Genomic DNA, 16,933 nt, shown 5'->3' on the forward strand with positions numbered 1-16,933 from the left:
CTCACCTCTCTCAGTAACGGAACATGCGCCAGGCGAAGGCCCGGGCGGCTAGCGTGACGGCCTTGGCGATCAGGTAGTAGATCACCGCAGCGAGCGCGAAGAATTCGAATGTGCGGAACGAGCGGGCATTCAGCTCCTGCGTGATACCGGCGAGATCGGTGTTCATCCCGACCGTCACGCCGAGCGACGTCATCAGGATGGCCCAGACCATCTGGTTGGTCGCGGGCAGGAAGGCCACGCGCAGCATCTGCGGCAGAACGATCAGCCGGAAGGCCTGCAGCGAGGTCATGCCGAGCGACCGGCCTGCGCGTGCCTGCGTATCCGGAATGGCCTTGAGCGCGCCGCGGAAATTCTCGGCAAGATAGCCGGCATTGTTGAAGGCGATCCCGACCAGGAGCGCCGTATAGGGGCTCAGGTGGATCCCGAAGTTGCCGAGGCCGAAATGGGCCATGTAGATCTGGAACAGCGCGGGTGTGTTACGCGCGACCTCGACCCAGGTCGCGGCGATGCCGCCAAGGATGCGGCTGCCGGACAGGCGGAACACGGTGAGCGCGATCGCGCAGGCGACACCGATGACCATCGACAGCACCGCGACCTGCAGCGTGACCACCGCACCGTCGAGCATCTGCGGCAACGCCCTCAGCGCCTGGTTCCAGTGGAAGGTGTAGTTGAACATTCCCGTCTCACCCCTCGGAATGCGGCGACGGTGCGGGGACTACCCGCACCGTCGGAGGATCCTCGGATCAGCGATAAACGCCGTTCACCGCCAGCGACGGAGCCTCGCCACCGACCCACTTCTCGTAGAGTTCGGCATAGCGGCCGGTACGAACCTGCTGATTGACGAACAGGTTGAGGTAGTCGAGGAAGCCGTATTCCTCACGGTTGGTGAAAAGCGCCACGTAGTCGATGTCGAAGGGTGCCTTGTCTACCACGGAGATGCCGGGGAACTTGCCGCCCTTGACGTTGGACTGCGCGACGGTCGAGGTGGAGACGGTGGCGTCGAGCTGGCCCTGGCTAAGCGCCAGGAATACGTCGGCCTGCGTCTGGTAGGGGCGGAACTCGCCCTCGCCCCAGGCCTTGACCTGGTTTTCGAGTGCGATGGCCTCATAGGTGCCGGCGGTGGCGCCGACCACCTTGCCCTTCATGTCCTCGAAGGACTTGATACCGGACTTCTCGTTGGCGGTGACCGCCATTTCGAAGGCAAAGTAGGGCACCGTCATGCCGACGGTCTTGGCGCGCTCGAGCGTGTCCGAGGTGGAAGCGACACCGACGTCGACACGACCCGACATCAACGCCGGAATGCGCTCGGGGAATGGCGTCTCGACGATCTCGGCGGTGACGCCCAGCGCCTTGGCCAGATCGTTGCAGTAATCCACGTCGAAGCCGATCGGCTCGTTGTTCTCGTCGCGCGAGCCCATCGGCGGGAAGTCGAGCACCACGGCGCAGCGCAGCGTTCCCGAAGCGATGATGTCATCCAGCTTGTCGGCGTGGGCGGGGCTCGTCAGAGCGGTGGCGGCGACGAGGCCGAAGGCGAGGACCGAGGTCTTCATTATTGTTCTCTCCCTGAGTTGTCAGCCGGTTTGACGGCGTCCGCACTATTCCGCGTCAGGAGGAACAAATCAATTCAAAAATACAAATAGTATACAAAACGTATATAACCGGACCCATTTTCGCAATCAAAAGGGGCTTTCCCTTGTGGAAAAGCCCCTTTTGTTGCGTAGCCGGCAGGCTGGATCAGGCGAGGAAGTCCTCGGGCAGCAGGCCCTCCGGCATGTTCTGGTACGCCACCGGACGCAGGAAACGCCGGATCGACATCGTGCCGACGCTGGTTGCGCCGAAGTTGGTCGAGGCTGGATAGGGGCCCCCATGCACCATCGAGTCGACCACTTCAACCCCCGTCGGGAAACCGTTGACCAGCACCCGGCCCGCTTTGCGCTCCAGGATCGGGCGCAGCCTGCGCGCGGTTTCCAGGTCGCCTGCATCCATATGGATGGTCGCGGTCAGCTGACCTTGGAAGCCGCGCGCGAGCTCTTCCATCTCGGCCGTCGATCCCACCCGGACCACCAAGCCGAGTGGGCCGAAGACCTCTTCGCCGAGCGCATGATCGGCCAGGAACTGCGCACCCGTCGTCTCGAAGAGATTCGGCGATGCGTCACGGCCCGATGACTCGGTCGCAAGCAGCGGCTTGACGGCGTTGCGCGTCGCGAACCGCGCCTGGCCGTCGCGGTAAGCCTTGGCGATACCGTCCGTCAACATGGTTTGCGGCGCCACCTTGGCCAGGGCCTCGACAGCGGCGGCGGTGAAGCGGTCGGCGTCCGCGCCTTCGGCGACGACGGCGATACCCGGATTGGTGCAGAACTGCCCGGCGCCCATGGTGAGCGATCCGGCCCACCCCTGACCCAGGCTTTCCGCACGCGCCTTCAATGCTTCCGGCAACAGGAACATCGGGTTCACCGAGCCGAGTTCACCGAAGAACGGAATCGGCTCGGGGCGCGCGGCGCAAAGATCGAAGAGTGCGCGTCCGCCGGCAAGCGAGCCGGTGAAGCCGACGGCCTTGATATGGGGATGCTGCACCAGCGCGTGGCCAACGTCACGGCTGCCGCCCTGGATCAGCGAGAAGACGCCGGCATGGACTCCCGTCTTGCGGATCGCGGCCTCGATTGCCTCGGCGACGATCTCCCCGGTGCCGGGATGCGCCGAATGGCCCTTGACCACCACCGGGCAACCCGCCGCGAGCGCGGCGGCCGTATCGCCGCCGGCGGTCGAAAAGGCCAGCGGGAAATTCGATGCACCGAAGACGGCGACAGGGCCGACGGGACGCTGGATCAACCGTATCTCCGGTCGGGGTGCGGGCTGGCGCTCGGGCAGCGCTGCGTCGAAGCGGCGGTCGAGATAGTCACCCTTTTCGATATGGTCGGCGAAGAGCCTGAGCTGCCCGGTCGTACGGCCCCGTTCGCCGTTGAGCCGCGCCTCCGGCAGGCCGGTTTCCTGGCTGCCGATCTCGGTAATCGCCTCCGCCCGGGCCTCGATCTCGTCGGCGATTGCACGCAGGAATGCGGCGCGCTCCTTGCGCGAGGAATAGCCATAGGTCCAGAAGGCTTCCTCGGCCGCCTCGCAGGCCCGGTTCACCAGTTCCACGGTGCCGACGGCAAAATCATGCGCCGGACCGTGCGCCGGAGCCGAAGCGAAGGTGCCCGCCCCGTCGAGCCATTCGCCCGCAACGAGGTGTTTTCCTTTGGGGGTGAAAACCATCTGACTTTCCTTTCTCTGGATCACGATGATCTTGGTCGATTCGGCACAAGATCATAAAGACGCGTCGATTCCCGCAACGAAGCGGGATTGCCGGCGAAAAATCGCATACACTTTCCTCGCCCGCTCCGGAACCGCATAGCTTTCGGCCCAACAGGCGAATTGCACTTGCCAAGGGTTTGTATACTCTATGTATGCAGAACATCAACCGCCTGTCCCTGAATCAGGCCCAGCACGAGAGACAAGATATGAGCGAGACCACCACCCTTACGATTGCCGCGCTTCAGGAGCGCGTCGAGGCGATCTTCCGCAAGGCGGGCCTGAATGCGGTCCAGGCGGGCGCGCTCGCCCGGGTGATCGTCGCCGGCGAGCGGGATGCCTGCAAGTCACACGGTGTCTACCGCATCGAGGGCGCGCTGCGCACGGTCAAGGCCGGTAAGGTCAAGCCGGACGCGGTGCCGGAAATCGTTGGGCAGGAGGCGTCTGCAATCGTCAAGGTAGACGCCAGAGGCGGTTTCGCAAACCCCGCCTTCGAGCTTGGCCTGCCGGCGCTTGCAGAGCGGGCCCGCAAGCACGGAATCGCCGCACTCGTCATCAATGACTGCACTCATTTTTCGGCGCTCTGGCCCGAAGCGGAAGCGCTCACGGGAGAAGGGCTTGCCGGCCTCGTCATGTGCCCGAGCTACGCGACGGTTGCGCCGACCGGCGGCAACAAGCCGCTGCTTGGCACCAACCCTTTCGCCTTCGGCTGGCCGCGCGCGGGCAAGCCGCCCTACGTCTTCGATTTCGCGACCTCCGTCGCGGCGCGAGGCGAGATCGAGCTGCACCGCCGGGCGGGCAAGCCTCTGCCCGAGGGCTGGGCCATCGACGCGGACGGCAATCCGACGACCGACCCCGAGGCTGCGCTCGCCGGCGCCATGCTGCCTTTCGGCGGGCACAAGGGCTCGGCCATCGGCACGATGATCGAGCTGCTGGCGGGCATCATGATCGGCGACCTGACCAGCCCCGAAGTGCTGGACTATCTCGGCACCACGACTCTCGCCCCGTTCCACGGCGAATTGATCGTCGCATTCTCCCCCCAGGCCTTCGCCGCCGGCAGGCCGGGAGATCCCTTCGCCCGGGCAGAGATGCTGTTCGAAGCGATCGTCGGCCAGGGCGCCCGCCTGCCTTCGCAGCGCCGCTTCGCCGCGCGCGCGATGTCGGAGGCCCAAGGCATCACGCTGACCGAAGCCGAGATCGACCAGCTCGACCGGCTGCTTGCGCTCGGGCTCGAAGCCGTGGCGTAATGACGGCCCGGCGCCCGCGCTGGTCACGGGGATGCGGAATGGAGGAGAACCAGCAGACATGACGTGGCTGGATCGGGCACGCCAATGGGCAAGCGGCATCAAGCGGGACGTCGTCGTCCTTTGGCTGGCGGCGCGTGACCGTCGTGTGCCGTGGTATGCCAAGCTGGCCGCCGGCGCGGTCGCGGCCTATGCTTTGTCGCCGATCGATCTGATACCCGACTTCATTCCGATATTGGGATACCTCGACGATGTGGTCATCGTTCCGATCGGCATCGTCGCCGTGCTCACTCTGATCCCGGACGACGTCCTGGCCGATCTGCGCGCCGAAGCGGCTAAGCGCACCGAACGACCGGCCAGCCGGGCCGGTCTCTTTGCGGTCGTTGCGACCTGGGTTCTGATCGCGGCTCTGTTGGTCTGGATTGCGATCTAGTCACCATGGAGTTGTGACGCCGCCGCTTCGCGCACGTCGCGGCGTCACAACGAGGGCCCTTTGCGGGAAGGGCCTCATCTCAAGACCCGATCAGGCCTTGTACTTCTCGACGGCGCCCGGGAGCTTGCTCCACTCGGCATACCAGGTGTTGAACAGCTTGAACTGTGCCTCGACATAGCCGCGCTGGCTTTCGGTCAGCGCGTCGGTCTCGTTGAAGTGGAGCGTGTATTCCTTGTCTCCCTTCAGCACCATCATATGCTTGAAATAGAGAACGAGATCCGGTCCCTCATCGAAGGAGGAAAGCACCGCAAGCGCCTGCTCCAGTTCCTGTGCACGCTGACGTGCATCGACATCGCCGGCGGCGGCGGCCTGAGACAGGTTGCAGAGGTGAATCACCTCCTTCGGCAGTACGTTGCCGATACCGGTGATGGCCCCGGTCGCGCCACAGTTCACGAAGCCGTGGAAGACAGCCGTATCGACGCCGATCATCAGCGAGACGCCGTCGTCACGGCTGGTGATGTGCTCGGCCGCATAGCGCATGTCGGCCGTGCCCCCGAACTCCTTGAAGCCGACGAGGTTCGGATGCTCCGCGCGCAGGGCGAAGAACAGATCGGCCCGGGTCGCGAATCCGTAATAGGGGCTGTTGTAGATCACCGAGGGCAGGTCCGGCGCTGCAGCCAGGATCGCCTTGAAATGCGCCTTCTGCGCGACCAGCGAGGGCCCGCGCGAAAGCACCCGGGGGATCACCATCAGGCCCTGCGCGCCAACCTTCTGGGCATGCGCCGCATGCGCGACCGCCGAAGCGGTGTTGACGGCACCGGTGCCGACGATCACGGGGACGCCCGCCTTTACCAGGCGCTCGACGCCTTCCATGCGCTGCGCATCGGTCAGGAGCGGCCAGTCGCCCATCGAACCGCAATAGACGACTGCCGACATGCCATCGGCAATCAACGCCTTGCCCTTGCGGACAAGGGCATCGAAATCCGGCGTGCGGTCTTCCTTGCAAGGGGTCATCAGGGCGGGGATCACGCCCGAGAAAATCTTGGCCTTCATTTCAAACTCCTATTGGCCTGACGGATGGCAGAAACAGGGGGGCCGGAACCGGCGCCCTCGTCTGTGCTTCCAAAAGAAAATACCATTTGTATTTTATTTGTCGACAAAAATCGTCCTGAGCTCACAGGGCAATTTCGAGCCGGTCGTTGCGGGCGAAAAGTTTTTGAATCTGCTGCACGATCTGCTCCGCATGAGTGCGCGCCAGACGATCGGCCGCCTCGACGTCACGGGCGGCGATAACGGCGATCATGTCCTCATGCTCGTCGACGAAGCGCTGCGGCAGCCGGTCGTCGTAGGATTGATAGTAGAGCCTGAGTATCCGCCGTCCCTCGTCGAGAAGCCTGTTGAAGAGCCCTGTGAAATAGGGATTGCGACCGGCCTCGGCGATGGCCGAATGGAAAGCGGCATTGGTGGCGATCATTGCCAGCGCATCCTGCGCCTGAACCGCTGCGGCGAACTCGGCCTGGCGGGCGCGGATCACCTCGAGATCCTCCGAGCGGTGGTGTTCGGCCGCCAGACGCGTCGTGACGCGATACATCAGCACCAGCGCATCGAAGAAGGTATGCAGGTTCAGGAAATCGATGTTCGACACCATCGTCGATCTGTTGGGGAGCGTGGCGATCAGCCCCTCTCCCGCCAACCGCACCAGCGCCTCGCGGATCGGCGTGCGCGACATCTTGAACCGTTCGGCAAGCTGCACTTCGTCGATCGGGCTGCCGGGCGGCAGAACCAGATCGAGTATTTCATCGCGCAGAAGGTCATAGACCATCTTCACGCCGGAACCGCGCTTGCGTTCGGGGACCGAATTGGTCTCGGTATCGTTGTCGGTCATGCAGCCTCCTTCTTGTCGACAAAAGAAATACTTCTCCGCGATGACAGGATCAACGGGCTCTCCCGCATGTTTCACTGAATCGATGCCGATTTACCGATAATAATCGCCACCGTCGCTGCCCGTCATGATCCGGCATGGGACCATGACAGGCATTCTCGCCCGCAGAGGCACCGATTGCCATTCAGGCATCCGGCAGGGTGAAGACCGCGCAGGGCGCCGCGACGCCGCGCAATGCGTGGTCGCCGAGCGGCACCAGCGGGGTCGCGGTCTCGGCGGCGAGCGCGCCCGAAATCAGCACCGAGTATCCGAGCGGCCGACACAATCCCTCCAGCCGGCTCACCAGGTTGACGGCGGGACCGATGGCGGTGAAGTCCAGCCGGTCGATCGACCCGACATTGCCCCACAATATCTCGCCGAGATGCAGCGCCGTACCGAACCGCAAGGGCGGCAACTCCTGCTCCTGGCGCAGGCCGTCGAGATGCGCCATGCCGGCGCGGGCCGCAACGACCGCGTGCAGCGCCCGATCGCAAGCCTCCGCGGGCGCACCGGCGACAGGGAAGATTGCCAGCACGCCATCACCGATGAACTTGAGCACCTCGCCTCCGAAAGCGTGGATCGCACCCGCAAGCCGGTCGAACCAGGCATTGAGCGCCGCGATCACAAGGGCCGGCTCGTTCTCCTCGGAGAGAGCCGTGAAGTTGCGCAGATCGGCATAGAGAAGCGCGGCGCGGATGCTCTCTCCGGTACCCCGGCTGAGCGCCCCCGCCTGTACACGGGCTGCACTGCGGCGGCCCAGATAGGCTTCGAGGAGGGCGGCGCGTGTCGATCGTTCGGCCAAAGCGGCCAGGGGTGCTGCGGCGAAACGCGCCGTCTGGCGCAGCCGTTCGACTTCGGCGGGGCCGAACGGCCGCTTCCCGGCCCAGCCCAGCACCACGTTCTCCCCCGTCCGGCCGACCACGTCCTCCTGCACCGGACCGAGCCCTGCCAGCCAGTCTCGCCCGGCGTGGTCAACCGGCCCTTCGGCAAAGCCGAGCGCCTCGATAACCGCGCCGTTCTCCGCTCGCCAAAGCCAGGTGCGCCGGGCAATGATCGGATGCGGTACCGCCAGCGTCAGGGCACCGCCGGCCAGCGGAAGACCGTCGGCGAGCAGACGGTCTCCAAGCTCTGCCAAAAACCGGTCGGGGCCGGGTGAGGTGCCGGCCTCGTCCAGAAGCCATGCGAGGGGTGCGGGCAGATCCATGCGGTGATCATAGAGCAGTTGCAGGAAATATGTGAGCCGATCTGTGACACCGTCCGCTCAGCAGGCAGTGGCGCAGGCGCTCCAGCCGGGATATGATCGGCCCCGTCCATATCCGGCGCCCGGCCCTCCTGGTTCCGCCGGCGCTCGATGGCAACCCGAAGGGGAGTCCGATGCAAGAAGCCCTCGTCGTCCGCCGCGAGACACATGTCTCGGCGCCGCCCGCCGCGGTGTTCGCCCTGCTCACCGATCCCGAAAAGATCCTGCGCTGGATGGGAACGGAGGCCGAGGTCGAGCCGAAGCCGGGCGGGCTCTACCTCGTCAATGTCACCGGAGCACGCTTCGCTCGCGGCTCCTTCCGCGAGGTGGTCCCGGTGCACCGTCTGGCCTACAGCTTCGGCTGGGACGGCAGCGATGCCGTGCCGCCGGGATCGAGCCTAGTCGAGATCGACCTGATCGAGCAGCCGGACGGAACGCTGGTGCGGCTGACCCACTCGGGCCTTCCCAATGCCGAGCAATGTGCCGGTCATGCGGAAGGCTGGGCCCATTACCTCGATCGGCTGACCGCGGTCGCGGCTGGGCGCGATCCGGGGCCCGACCCCTGGTACGGCCGCAAGGATTGAGTCCTTTATCCGGCCTCTGGCCGGCAGAAGAAGTGCCTTCCGACCGCCGTCGCCCCGCTGCACCCCGCGCGGAACTTTGGGGAGCCTGATGTGTTTGCCGGTAGCCGCCGGCAACAAGGCGGACCGCAACGTGTCGCGAGTGTTCGGATGGCAACGAGAAGGAACCCCGCTGAGGAGCAATCGTCCGCAGCTCGAGCCATGCCGCGACTCGAGCGCAACATAAGCGCGATTCTGAAGCGACGCGAGGAAAACGAGCGCGGACGAAGGGCGCACGACAGGGTCGCCCAGGCGATCACGAACTTTGCGGGTTCCATGACTTTCGTCGGCCTGCATGTCCTGGCGTTCGGGGCCTGGATCGCCGTAAACCTCGGGCTGGTTCCAAACGTGCCGGTGTTCGATCCGACCTTCGCAGTCCTCGCCATGGTTGCCTCGGTAGAGGCGATCTTCATTTCCACCTTCGTTCTGATCAGCCAGAATCGAATGGCGGAAAAGGACGACGAGCGCTCCGATCTCAACCTGCAGATTTCTCTGCTTGCCGAGCAGGAGGCGACGCAACTGCTTGCACTCCTTCGCGAGGTTGCGGCCCGGCTCGGTGTGAAGGTGGATGGCGAGGAGGATATCCGCGAGCTCGCCAAGGAGATCACTCCCGAAGAGGTCCTCAACCGACTGGAGGACCGGAAGGTCCGACCGGGCGATTAGACTGGAGTGGAATTAGGGGGAGACACGGTTTTCCTGCCAGCGCCCTGCTCCGACTCTTGCCGCAGGAACAATTGGCCTGGTCCGCCATTAGTGCCCATGCGTGTCGCCAAAAGTTGCAGCGGTTTTTGGAACAACCGGCATGTTCAGAACGATCACCGACAGCGAAGGAGAGTGAGATGGAGGAGTCACAAGCCATTTCCCGTCCGCAGCGCGCTTCCGATTACCCCGGTCGGCAGATGGACTGCATTGCCGCTCTGCGGCCGGCCGTTGCGGACCTGGCGGCAACGTCGCAGGACAGCATCGTGGCGGCGATGAGCGGGGAACTGACCGGCGACCTGCTCGCGCTCGCCCATCGAGCCGAGAAGGCCGGATGGACGTTCGAAGAGGCTTCGGCTGCGATCGAGGAGCTTGCGCGCGAATATGAGGGCGCGAAAGGGACCATTTTCGACTGAATCCGGCTGACCTGCCGACCCGCTTCCATGACCAGGAGACAAAGGCCGTTGGCGAAACTCGGCATTTTGACCTTTCACCGCTGCATCAATTTCGGATCATTCTGGCAGGCGCGATGTCTTGTCCACGGCCTTCGTTCGCTCGGCGCGAACCCGCTTGTCCTCGACCATCATTCCAGCCGCGTCACGCGGGCCGAGTGGCGTTGCGCCATGCAGCCGCTCCTGCCGGCGAGAACCCCGCGCGCGGACATCCCGCGCTATGCTTCAAAGATCAGGAAATTTCAGAGCGCGCTGGCGTCATTGCCGATGAGCGCGCCCTTCGCCCTTGACGACCCTGCCGGCGCCGAAGAGTGCGACATCGTGGTGGTCGGCAGCGACGAGGTCTGGAACTTGCGGCATCCCTGGTACGGCGGCTGCTCGGTTTTCTTTGGAGAGAGCCTCGCCGCGAAGAAGATCGTTTCCTACGCCGCGACGTTCGGAAACCACCCCGCAGCCAATGGCCTCGAACCATACTGGGCCGACAGGCTGCGGAAATTCGATGCAATTTCCGTCCGTGACGGGAACTCAAGAGCGATCATCGAGGAGGATGTGGGGCGCGAGGCGACGCTTGTCCTCGATCCGTGCCTGCAGTTTCCCGAAACGATCTCCTTCGGCCCGAATGCCCTGGCTTCGCGCCCCTATATCGCCGTCTACGGACATTCGTTCCCGCCCTGGTTTCAGCACGCGGTTCGCCATCTGGCCACAGCCCGTTCGCTGCCCCTCGTCAGTTTCGGCTATCGCAACGATTGGGCGGACGAACAATGGCTCGATGCCGGACCCTACGAGTTCGCCGCCGGCATCGCCGGTGCCGAGGCCGTCGCGACGAATTTCTTCCATGGCTGCGTATTCTCCCTTCTCAATGCCAAGCCATTCGTCACGGCCCTGTCCCACTATCGTTCCAACAAGGTTGCCGATCTCGCACATGCGGCCGGCGCGGAACGCCACGTGGTGTCGCAGGAAACGCCGCAGGCGGACTACGAGACACTCCTCGCGGAAGCGCCGAGCGCGGCGGTTGCGCACCGTCTCGCCGAACTCCGCCGGCAATCAAGGACATATCTCACAGATGTCCTCGCCTGAGCGCCCAGCACCCGCCTCGAAGAGCGTCTGGCTCTCGCCAGGGCAGATGGCCAAGTCCGGGCTTTGCATCGGTTGCGGCATCTGCGTAGCGCAATCGGGCGGCAGCGCCGCGATGCGTCTCGACCGCTATGGCCAGCTCAAACCGGCCACTTCACATCGCCCCGACGGGTTCGCCGAGTTGTGCCCCTTTTCGCCCCACGCCCGCAGCGAAGACCAGATCGCCGAGGCGCGCTTCGGATCGGCGCGATTTTACGATCCGCGGATCGGCCGCTTCGAGATAGCCTATGTCGGCCATGTCCGCGAAGGCACCTTTCGAGCGGACGGCAGCTCCGGCGGCATGGCCAGTTGGACCGCCACGGAGCTTCTGAAGAGGAACCTGGTCGACGGTGTAGCGCATGTGGTCCCCTGTTCAGGCGCCGGCGAGCGTCTGTTCGAGTATCAGATCGCACGGACCGCGGACGACCTGCGCAAGGGCGCGAAGTCGCGCTATTATCCGGTGGAGCTTTCCGGCGTGATCGCCGAAATGAAGCGCCACCGCGGCCGCTATGCGGTCGTTGGGATCCCCTGCTTCATCAAGGCACTCCATCTCCTCTGCCGCAAGGAGCCGGTGCTCGAGGAGCGCCTTGCCTTCACAATCGGCCTCTTCTGCGGGCACATGAAGAGCACACGCTTCGTCGAAAGTTTCGCCTGGCAGATGGACGCGGAAATGAACACCGTGGAAAGCGTGGACTACCGCCTCAAGGATCCAGGAAGACCTGCGAACTGGTACACCGCCCATTTGCGGCTCAAGGACGGAAGCACGCGGAACAAGGACTGGTGGCACCTCGTCGACGGAGACTGGGGAGCCGGATTTTTCCAGAACTCCGCCTGCAATTTCTGCGACGACGTGGTTGCCGAAACCGCCGACATCTCCTTTGGCGATGCCTGGGTCGAGCCCTATTCCTCCGACGGCCGGGGTACGAATGTCGTCGTCGTTCGCTCACCCCTCCTGCGCGCGCTCGTGGCCGATGCGATCGACCAGGGGAGGCTCGAACTCAGCGAGGTCGACAGCGCTTTCGTCATAGAGACACAGGCGGCCGGCTTCAGGCAAAGACGGGAGGGGCTCGCCTTCCGGCTGGCCTGGCCGCGGTCCGGCATAAGACCGCGGAAACGCGTTGCCCCGAAGTGGAAGGGACTGTCCGCACGCCGGATGCTGGTCTACTGGCTGCGCAGCACGATCAGCGCGGGAAGCCATCGGGTCTTCTGGCTTGCCAGGGCCCTGAAGATACCGGCCGCCTATATTCGCTGGGCGTCGGCGATGCTCGCCCTCTACCAGGGAGTGGCTTATTCACGCGGTTGGATCGGAAAGCTCATCGACGGCATCTCCATGCGAGGGCGCAGGGCGTCGAAGGACGACGGGACGGGCGCATAACGCGCCGTCATTTCGGCACAGAACTCGGCAAATTCCTCCGGTACGAGCGGCGCGCTCGTGTGGTGCGGGGCAACCCCCCGGTGCTCGGGCGTGAAGCAGAACGTGACGGTGACGTCGAATTCCTCGAGCGCCTCCATCTGGCGATCGAACCACTCGAGGGCGTTCGGCCGGAAGCGATCGGCCCAGGAGAGCCCGGTGCGCAGATATGTGACACCGAGGCGCTTCATCCAGGCGACGGCATCCTCAAGACGCGGGTCCTCGAAGTGGAACCATTGCACGAGCCCGATCTCCGGCGTGTGCCGTGCAAATTCCTCGAGCGCCAGTTTCGGCGAGCCGTCCTCGCGCAGCAGCCCCATGTAGAAATGCCGGTAATAGGACGAACCCTCTGCCTCCCTGTGCCGCGTCGTCGCCGGCCAGGCCCGCGGCAGATCGTAAAGGCTGTACCATTGGATCCGTTCCACCCGGCCCTTCAACAGTTCGGCGGTTCTTTTCAACCCCCAAAGCTGCACTTCCTCGGCGCCGAAGGTGGAGACGCCGACCTCGCTCACCCAGACCGGCAATTCGGTGACGCTCTTCAGTTCATCGAGCTTCTGCGGCCATTCATGGATCTGCCAGAGGTTCCAGTCGAGCGGGAAGCCGTGGGCCGCAACGGCGTCGACGTGGTCAAGCACGCCGTGGGATTTCATCAGTGCGAGGAAGTCCGGATCGATCGGCGAAATTCCGCCGAGCACGCGCGTGAGCCCGGGGTTGACCTCCCGGATCGCCGCCGCGGCCAGCTTCGCCATATCGGCAAAACGGCTCCAGTCCGGATCGACCTCCGGATCCCAATGCGACTTGTTGTTCGGCTCGTTCCAGATCATGGCGGCTTCGATCATGAGTACCTCCAAATTGCTGAAAAGCCGGGCCGGTCCTCGGCCATCGCGACACCGGCGCGACGTGGCCAGCTACGATACGTTTTCATTCAGCGTCAGGATTTTCGCGCCCCAGTCGCCCATCACCGCCACCGAGACGGAGGCAGGCGCGATGTCGAAGCGCGGCCAGGCGTCGGCCGAAAGGCCGAGGACATGGCAGATCAGGGTCTTGATGACGTCCGCGTGACTCACGAGGACGACCTTCTCCCGGCTGTGTCGCTGCGCCAGCGCCGCGACTAGCCCCACCACCCGGCATTGCACGTCCAGCATCGTCTCCCCGCCGGGAGCGCGTACGAGGCTTCGCATGGCGTTCCATCGCCGCCAGAGCGGGTCCGTATCGAGTACGTCGAAGGCTTTGCCCGACCAGGCGCCGAAATCGACCTCGTCGAGCGCGTCGGTCGTCAGAACTTCTGCGCCCTCCGATGCCGCAGCGATCGCCGCAGCCGTTTCCTGCGTGCGCTTGCGCGGGCTGGCATAGATCGAGCCTATGCCTTCGCCGGCGAGGCGCGCCGCCAGCCGCTGCGCCTGCTGCCGGCCGGCAGCGCCGAGCGGCACATCACCGGTCCGCCCGGCCAGAAAGCAGCCGACCCTGTCATGAGCGGCATGCCGCACCAGAAGGAAAGTGGTCGTCACTCGGCCGCCCCCAGGAGTACGTCGGTGTCGCCGGCGATGAATTCCTCCAGGCGCCTGCGCGCCTCGGCATCGGTAAATTGCTGCGGCGGCGATTTCATGAAGTAGCTCGAAGGGGCAATCAGCGGTCCCGCCATCTTCCGATCGATCGCGAGTTTGGCACAGCGCACCGCGTCGATGACGACGCCGGCGGAATTCGGCGAGTCCCAGACTTCGAGCTTCAGCTCGACGTTGAGGGGAACGTTACCGAACGTCGTGCCCTCGACGCGAATATAGGCGAACTTGCGGTCCGCAAGCCAAGGGACGTGATCGCTCGGGCCCACGTGAATATCGCCGGGAGCCAAAGGAATATCCATCTGGCTGACGACCGATTGGGTCTTGGAAATCTTCTTCGATTCGAGGCGCTCCCGCTCGAGCATGTTGAGGAAGTCGGTATTGCCGCCGAAATTGAGCTGGTAGGTCCGATCTATGCGCACCCCCCGGTCACGAAAGAGATTGGCAAGCAACCGGTGCACGATGGTCGCGCCGACCTGGCTCTTTATGTCGTCGCCGATAAGCGGCAGGCCGCGCTCGGCGAATTTCCGTTGCCACGACCTGTCCGAGGCGATGAAAACGGGAATGCAGTTCACGAAACCGCAACCTGCGGCAAGCGCCTGCTCCGCATACCAGCGCGTGGCGACCTCGGAACCGACGGGAAGATAGGAGACGAGCACGTCGGTTTCGGTCCGCCGCAGGATCTCGGCGACGTCGGCAGCGGGCGCATCGGACTCCTCGATCTCCTCGCGCAGATACCGCCCGATACCGTCGAGCGTTCTGCCGCGCTCGACGACCACACCGGTCAAGGGAACTTCTGCGAAGCGGAACGTATTGTTGGGGGCCGCGTAGATGGCTTCCGCAACATCGCGGCCGACCTTCGAAGCGGAGACGTCGAAAGCCGCGGAGACCTCGATATCGCCGACATGGTATCCGCCGAGATTGGTGTGCATCAGCCCCGGAACCGGCTCGTCTTCCCTCGCGTTACGATAGAATGTCAGCCCTTGGACGAGGGATGATGCGCAATTCCCGACACCGACCAGCCCGACCCGAATGGAGTTCGATCGCATCTGTCCACTACTCCTGCGCAGTATCTACAATGCTTGCCAAACCCGCGCGCAACCGTTTGGTTCCTTCTTCATTCTCCCGTTTCTCGCGCATCGCGGATCGAATTCAGCCGCAGCGCGTTGAAGGACGGACAGCAAAGTGAGCGAAAATTCATGCTCGTATACGGTGACACAGAGCGCTTGGAGCGCTCCGACATGCTGTGTGCGGAGATCGCCTCAAGGCTGCGGGCGGTCGAACGTCAGCCGGCGGGTTTCGAGCGGCACGCCGAGCTCGTCGCCGTCCTGCTCAGGGCCGGGGAACTCGTCCAGGGGATTGCCGATCTGGAGCTGAAGCATACGGGGGCCGACGAATTCTCCGCATCGCGCAGGACCGGCGACCGCCTCCTCCTCGACCTTGCCGGGCTCGTCGTCGGGTCCTGGCGCAAGAGCTTCGCCGGACCGGTGGTCGTGCCCTCCCGCGTTAAAAGCGCGCTGGCGGACAGACCGGAACCGCTTCCCCTCAATATTCGCGAGCCGGAAGGCTATGCCTTCTACGCTCTTTACCCGGAGAGCTATCTCGAGGCCGCGGCAGGTTCCGGGCTTCCGGCCAATACCGTGGTGATCGGCCTGCGCAGCATCGGGACAACGCTCTCGGCCATTGTCGCGGCTGCCATCGGTGCCGCGCCGCAGCTCACGCTGCGGCCCGTTGGCGATCCCTTCCGAAGGCGGCTTGCAATCGCGCCGCAGCTTAAGGAACGGCTGCTGCGCGACCAGGCGGCCGATTTCGCGATCGTCGACGAAGGACCCGGCCTTTCCGGCAGCTCCTTCGGATGCGTCGCGGATTGGCTGGAGGATCACGGCGTCAGCGACAGGCGCATTCATTTCTTCCCCAGCCACAAAGGCGGCCTCGGTCCGCAATCCTGCGCCCGGCACCGCGAGCGCTGGACCGCGGGGCCGCGCCATGTCGTCGACGCCGACGATCTCCTGATCAAGCCCGTCCGCTCTCCGCGCCACCTCGCCGATTGGGTCGCTCGCCTCGTCGGACCGCTCGAACGGCCGCTCGAGGATATCTCAGCCGGCTCATGGCGCAAGGCGCTGCCACGCGATCGCTGGCCCCCCGTCGACTGCAGGTTCGAGCGCAGGAAATTCCTGGCGCACGCGGCCGACGGTGCCTGGCTCGTTAAGTTTGCCGGCCTTGGCGACGCCGGGCAGCGCAAGCTCGAAAAGGCGCGTCTTCTTGCCGAGGCAGGCTTCGCGCCCCCGGTCGCCGGATTGTGCCATGGTTTTCTCGTTCAGAAATGGGTTGCGGCGAGACCGATGGTGCCGCCGGAATTCCGGCGGCCGGCCTTCCTCGCGCATCTCGGCCGCTATCTGTCCTTCCGGGCGCGAAAGTTCCCGCCGGCAACGCACGGAGCCTCGCTTTCCAAATTATGCGAGATGGCGGCGATCAACACCAAAGAGGCACTGGGCTCGGCGGCGGCGTCACGACTGAGGAGCAGGCTTGGCGATGCCGGGCGATACAAATCGGCAATCATGCCGGCCGATACGGACAACCGGCTTCACGCGTGGGAGTGGCTCGTCGAAGGAGACCGGTATTTTCTCAAGACCGACGCGCTCGACCACAGCAATGCCCATGACCTCATCGGCTGCCAGGACATCGGCTGGGACATTGCGGGAGCGTACGTCGAACTCGACCTGACGGCGCAGGAGACGGCCGAGCTCCGCGCAGCCGTTTCCGATGGTTGCTCGCGCAGTGTCAACGCCGGGCTGCAGGAGATCTTCGAAATCTGCTATCTCGCATTCCAGCTCGGTCTGTGGGCCTCGGCAAGGCCAGCGGCCGCCTCCGAGGAAGTCCCCCGGCTGGACGCCGCCACCGCGCGCTATGCGAGGCTCCTTCGATACCGCATCGTATGATCTGCGGCTTTCGC

At 64.6% G+C, this 16,933-nt stretch carries 17 protein-coding genes; 8 read left to right on the forward strand and 9 right to left on the reverse strand.

The features are described 5' to 3' along the window. Positions 1–10: 10 nt before the first annotated feature. The 3 genes from SINAR_RS0105035 to SINAR_RS0105045 all read right to left on the reverse strand — a co-directional run bounded on the left by SINAR_RS0105035 (position 11) and on the right by SINAR_RS0105045 (position 3,252). Positions 11–676 (reverse strand): amino acid ABC transporter permease, encoded by a 666-nt coding sequence (locus SINAR_RS0105035; RefSeq protein WP_027998056.1) that lies wholly within the window; start codon positions 674–676, stop codon positions 11–13. A 67-nt stretch (positions 677–743) separates the two neighbouring features. Then, positions 744–1,550, reverse strand: a complete 807-nt coding sequence (locus tag SINAR_RS0105040) for an ABC transporter substrate-binding protein (RefSeq protein ID WP_027998057.1) — start codon at positions 1,548–1,550, stop codon at positions 744–746. A 184-nt stretch (positions 1,551–1,734) separates the two neighbouring features. After that, positions 1,735–3,252 (reverse strand): aldehyde dehydrogenase (NADP(+)), encoded by a 1,518-nt coding sequence (locus tag SINAR_RS0105045; RefSeq protein WP_027998058.1) that lies wholly within the window; start codon positions 3,250–3,252, stop codon positions 1,735–1,737. Positions 3,253–3,497: 245 nt separating this feature from the next. Here SINAR_RS0105045 and SINAR_RS0105050 point away from each other — a divergent pair, with 245 nt between their 5' ends. Continuing rightward, positions 3,498–4,535 (forward strand): Ldh family oxidoreductase, encoded by a 1,038-nt coding sequence (locus SINAR_RS0105050; protein ID WP_027998059.1) that lies wholly within the window; start codon positions 3,498–3,500, stop codon positions 4,533–4,535. A gap of 58 nt (positions 4,536–4,593) precedes the next feature. Next, a complete protein-coding gene (locus tag SINAR_RS0105055; protein ID WP_027998060.1) occupies positions 4,594–4,965 on the forward strand; it encodes a YkvA family protein in 372 nt (123 codons plus the stop codon). 90 nt (positions 4,966–5,055) lie between these two features. On the opposite strand, the gene SINAR_RS0105060 is transcribed toward SINAR_RS0105055, so the two are convergent. From SINAR_RS0105060 to SINAR_RS0105070, 3 genes are all read right to left on the reverse strand, one after another. After that, positions 5,056–6,018, reverse strand: coding sequence for a dihydrodipicolinate synthase family protein (locus tag SINAR_RS0105060; protein WP_027998061.1), 963 nt, complete (start codon positions 6,016–6,018; stop codon positions 5,056–5,058). 121 nt (positions 6,019–6,139) lie between these two features. Beyond that, a complete protein-coding gene (locus SINAR_RS0105065) occupies positions 6,140–6,850 on the reverse strand; it encodes a GntR family transcriptional regulator (protein ID WP_027998062.1) in 711 nt (236 codons plus the stop codon). Between the two features lie 181 nt (positions 6,851–7,031). After that, positions 7,032–8,090 (reverse strand): adenylate/guanylate cyclase domain-containing protein, encoded by a 1,059-nt coding sequence (locus SINAR_RS0105070; RefSeq protein ID WP_027998063.1) that lies wholly within the window; start codon positions 8,088–8,090, stop codon positions 7,032–7,034. 170 nt (positions 8,091–8,260) lie between these two features. Between SINAR_RS0105070 and SINAR_RS0105075 the strand changes: the two genes are divergently transcribed. The 5 genes from SINAR_RS0105075 to SINAR_RS0105095 all read left to right on the forward strand — a co-directional run bounded on the left by SINAR_RS0105075 (position 8,261) and on the right by SINAR_RS0105095 (position 12,385). Then, positions 8,261–8,710, forward strand: coding sequence for an SRPBCC family protein (locus SINAR_RS0105075; protein WP_027998064.1), 450 nt, complete (start codon positions 8,261–8,263; stop codon positions 8,708–8,710). A 147-nt stretch (positions 8,711–8,857) separates the two neighbouring features. Next, positions 8,858–9,409 (forward strand): DUF1003 domain-containing protein, encoded by a 552-nt coding sequence (locus SINAR_RS0105080; RefSeq protein WP_027998065.1) that lies wholly within the window; start codon positions 8,858–8,860, stop codon positions 9,407–9,409. A gap of 176 nt (positions 9,410–9,585) precedes the next feature. After that, complete coding sequence (locus SINAR_RS0105085) at positions 9,586–9,861, forward strand: hypothetical protein (RefSeq protein WP_027998066.1); 276 nt, start codon at positions 9,586–9,588, stop codon at positions 9,859–9,861. Between the two features lie 48 nt (positions 9,862–9,909). Beyond that, the gene (locus SINAR_RS0105090; protein WP_027998067.1) at positions 9,910–10,974 is read left to right on the forward strand and encodes a polysaccharide pyruvyl transferase family protein; all 1,065 of its coding nucleotides are present in this window, start codon (positions 9,910–9,912) and stop codon (positions 10,972–10,974) included. Next, complete coding sequence (locus SINAR_RS0105095) at positions 10,961–12,385, forward strand: Coenzyme F420 hydrogenase/dehydrogenase, beta subunit C-terminal domain (protein WP_027998068.1); 1,425 nt, start codon at positions 10,961–10,963, stop codon at positions 12,383–12,385. Before SINAR_RS0105090 ends, SINAR_RS0105095 begins: the two co-directional genes overlap by 14 nt. On the opposite strand, the gene SINAR_RS0105100 is transcribed toward SINAR_RS0105095, so the two are convergent. From SINAR_RS0105100 to SINAR_RS0105110, 3 genes are all read right to left on the reverse strand, one after another. After that, entirely contained in the window at positions 12,298–13,260 is a 963-nt protein-coding gene (locus SINAR_RS0105100; protein WP_027998069.1) for a glycoside hydrolase 5 family protein, read from the reverse strand. The two genes, SINAR_RS0105095 and SINAR_RS0105100, sit on opposite strands and share 88 nt — an antisense overlap. A gap of 69 nt (positions 13,261–13,329) precedes the next feature. Next, positions 13,330–13,929, reverse strand: a complete 600-nt coding sequence (locus tag SINAR_RS0105105; protein WP_027998070.1) for a histidine phosphatase family protein — start codon at positions 13,927–13,929, stop codon at positions 13,330–13,332. Then, positions 13,926–15,029, reverse strand: coding sequence for an inositol-3-phosphate synthase (locus SINAR_RS0105110; protein WP_027998071.1), 1,104 nt, complete (start codon positions 15,027–15,029; stop codon positions 13,926–13,928). Before SINAR_RS0105110 ends, SINAR_RS0105105 begins: the two co-directional genes overlap by 4 nt. A 150-nt stretch (positions 15,030–15,179) precedes the next feature. Here SINAR_RS0105110 and SINAR_RS0105115 point away from each other — a divergent pair, with 150 nt between their 5' ends. Next, the gene (locus SINAR_RS0105115; protein WP_027998072.1) at positions 15,180–16,919 is read left to right on the forward strand and encodes a protein kinase family protein; all 1,740 of its coding nucleotides are present in this window, start codon (positions 15,180–15,182) and stop codon (positions 16,917–16,919) included. Positions 16,920–16,933 lie beyond the last annotated feature (14 nt).

The sequence above is a fragment of the Sinorhizobium arboris LMG 14919 genome (assembly GCF_000427465.1).
GTDB classification, from domain to species: domain Bacteria; phylum Pseudomonadota; class Alphaproteobacteria; order Rhizobiales; family Rhizobiaceae; genus Sinorhizobium; species Sinorhizobium arboris.